Here is a 2,515-nt window from a genome sequence, read left to right on the forward strand (position 1 = left end):
CAGCATAGGGAAAAAGACCACTTTTCAATCCTCTCCCCCTGTGTTCCTACAAGGAATATAGGGGGAGTGCCCGTAGGGGGTTAAAAAGATAGAGGGGTTGAGAAAGAAATCAAAAGCACGGGAAAATACCCGCCTTTATCGGGCGGTAAAGACGCAAGGGATTAAAAAAACGCCCCGGTTCCCCGAGGCGTTTCCACACTATGGCTAATCATACAAATTATTTCACGATAAACGATTTTACCACGACTCCCTGCGACGTAGAGTATTGCAACATATAGCTGCCTTTCGAAAGATTCGAGACATCGACAGTCGTCACGTTATCGTCAATCTCACCGCTTTGCAACGCCATACCCGCCACGTTATAGATAGCATATTTGCCTTCGGCATAAGGTACTTCTATCGTAAGTACATCGGTGGCAGGAACCGGATAAATTTTAACATCTTCGGCAAGCACTTCGTCGATACCCGAAGTCGAAAGCTGCAAATCGAATTTCTTTTCATAAGAATTACGGCTTTCTTTATGAATCGCCTTGATATAAACAGTTTTGTGAACGGCTTTATCCTCGATCAACTTTGTCGTATAGAGCTTACCGTCACGGACTTCGTAACTCGGTTCGGCATAAGTACCGCCGAATTGCATCATTCCTTTCAGTTCGAATTCATATTCGGCATCAGGCATGTCGCTCAATACCGTGACATCGGCGACTGCGACTCCCGCCGGAGTTCCTATTTTCACGCGAGTCGTGCTCAGGCGTATGTCATACGGAGTTTCCGATTTCGGAGCCACCCCTACGACCACTCTGTGGTTATCGGGATAGGATCCTTGTACATGGTCTCCTAAGTTATCTAACGTGTAAAATCCATTATTTACACCTCCCCAGCCCCAATTTACATGGTAACTGGTAAATCCGTCCCAGCCGTCGAGGTTAAAACAGTGTCCCACTTGGTTCCCTTCGTTACCGGCATAGATGACCGCACGACCTCGTTTCAACTCGCTTTGAATAAGCTCGTGCCATTCATTGTCCTTTCCGGCATAATCTATGTCGCGAGAATAGGTCGTACATGTCTCCGGGAAACCGTAATAGTGTCTGAAATACCCCGGGATATTTTGTGTTATGGCTCCTGAACCGTCTGCACCGTATTCCATATCGATCAACACCCCGCAATGGTACAACAATCTGGCTACCTCGCTATAATTATTGGCTCCCGATAAAATCGCATCCCAATCATAATCGGGTTCGTTGTCGAAATTGACCGACAAAAAGCCGGCATTCGTCGATGTATAGGATTTCGTTCCCTGTCCCCGCAACGGATACCGCACTACGGTCAGAGCCTGCCCCATAGCTACGGCCACGCAACCGACGTAGGCTCGACCGCCCGGACCGCCGGACATTTGAGGACAAAGACTATTGTAAGGTGAATCTTGATTCCATGCTACTGTTATCAGCGGATCGATTCTATCCTCTGTCGCACGGCTTACGAGATCGCCCGCCCAACGATAATGACGTTGGAGAGCCGGGGTTTGACGAGCTATTTTTATTTGGTCGGTATATTCTTTCAACCAACCTTTTATCCATTCCGGTTGACCTTCCGAAACATACTCGCTATCGAATGAATATCCCAATAAGGGATCTACGGTATCTTCGGCCGAAATCAAAGCCCACCCACCTTTTTCAAACCGAATGATATAATACATCGGCTCATTTCCTTGAAATACGGTTTCTACTTGGGCTTTACCGCCTTTAAACATAACGCCGCCCCGTTGACTCAACAGCATATTGGCTGTCTCTACCGCCGTGCTTTCGGGCACTACCGCCGCATAATTCCCACCTATCCATGAGAAAAGCACTGCCACTAATAACAATAATCTATATTTCATAATCGGTTTTTGGTTTCGTTTTACAAATATATCTTTGTATTGACTGACAAAAATAGGCAATCCGAATATATTCTGCAACAATTTAACATTTTCTATGTTTTTTATCCGACAAAATGAAGTATTTATTTTCTTTACACGGCAATACCCTCATAACAAAAGCAGAATTACCCCCACTCCCCCAATATTTCCGTAACAATATATAGGGAAACGCCCAACAGGGCAAGAGAGTTAAAACAGAGAAATCCCATTTTCAATCCTCTCCCCTTGCCGTGACCCGCAGCATTACGGGGTGTTTTGCAACGCAAAATATAGGGGAGGCGAAGGACGGAGGGGTTAATAAAACATCGGCAGCAACAAAATCAAGTACCAATCCTCTCCCCCTGCCGTGCCTAGCAGCATTGCGGGACGCTACAAAACAATAGGAAGAAAAGGTTACTTCTCAACCCTCCTCCTCTGTGTTTTGCGCAGCAAAATATAGGGGAGGTGTCCGGAGGACGGAGGGGTTAAAAAACAGAGACAGCAACAAAATCAGGTATCAAACTCCTCCCCTGCCGTGCCCAGCAGCCTTACGAGGTGTCGTATATAAAATCGAAGCAGAAGCGAAAGGGGAATACATCTCACCCTCCTCCTCTGTGT

Annotated in this window: 1 protein-coding gene; it reads right to left on the reverse strand. The window is 46.4% G+C overall.

Annotated elements, in window-relative coordinates; all coding sequences use genetic code 11:
- Window positions 1–217 precede the first annotated feature (217 nt).
- On the reverse strand, window positions 218–1,879 hold the full coding sequence (locus QVD32_RS12805) for a T9SS type A sorting domain-containing protein (protein ID WP_147401606.1): 1,662 nt from the start codon (window positions 1,877–1,879) through the stop codon (window positions 218–220).
- Between the last annotated feature and the right edge of the window lie 636 nt (window positions 1,880–2,515).

Source organism: Barnesiella sp., assembly GCF_022723415.1.
Lineage (GTDB): Bacteria > Bacteroidota > Bacteroidia > Bacteroidales > Barnesiellaceae > Barnesiella > Barnesiella intestinihominis.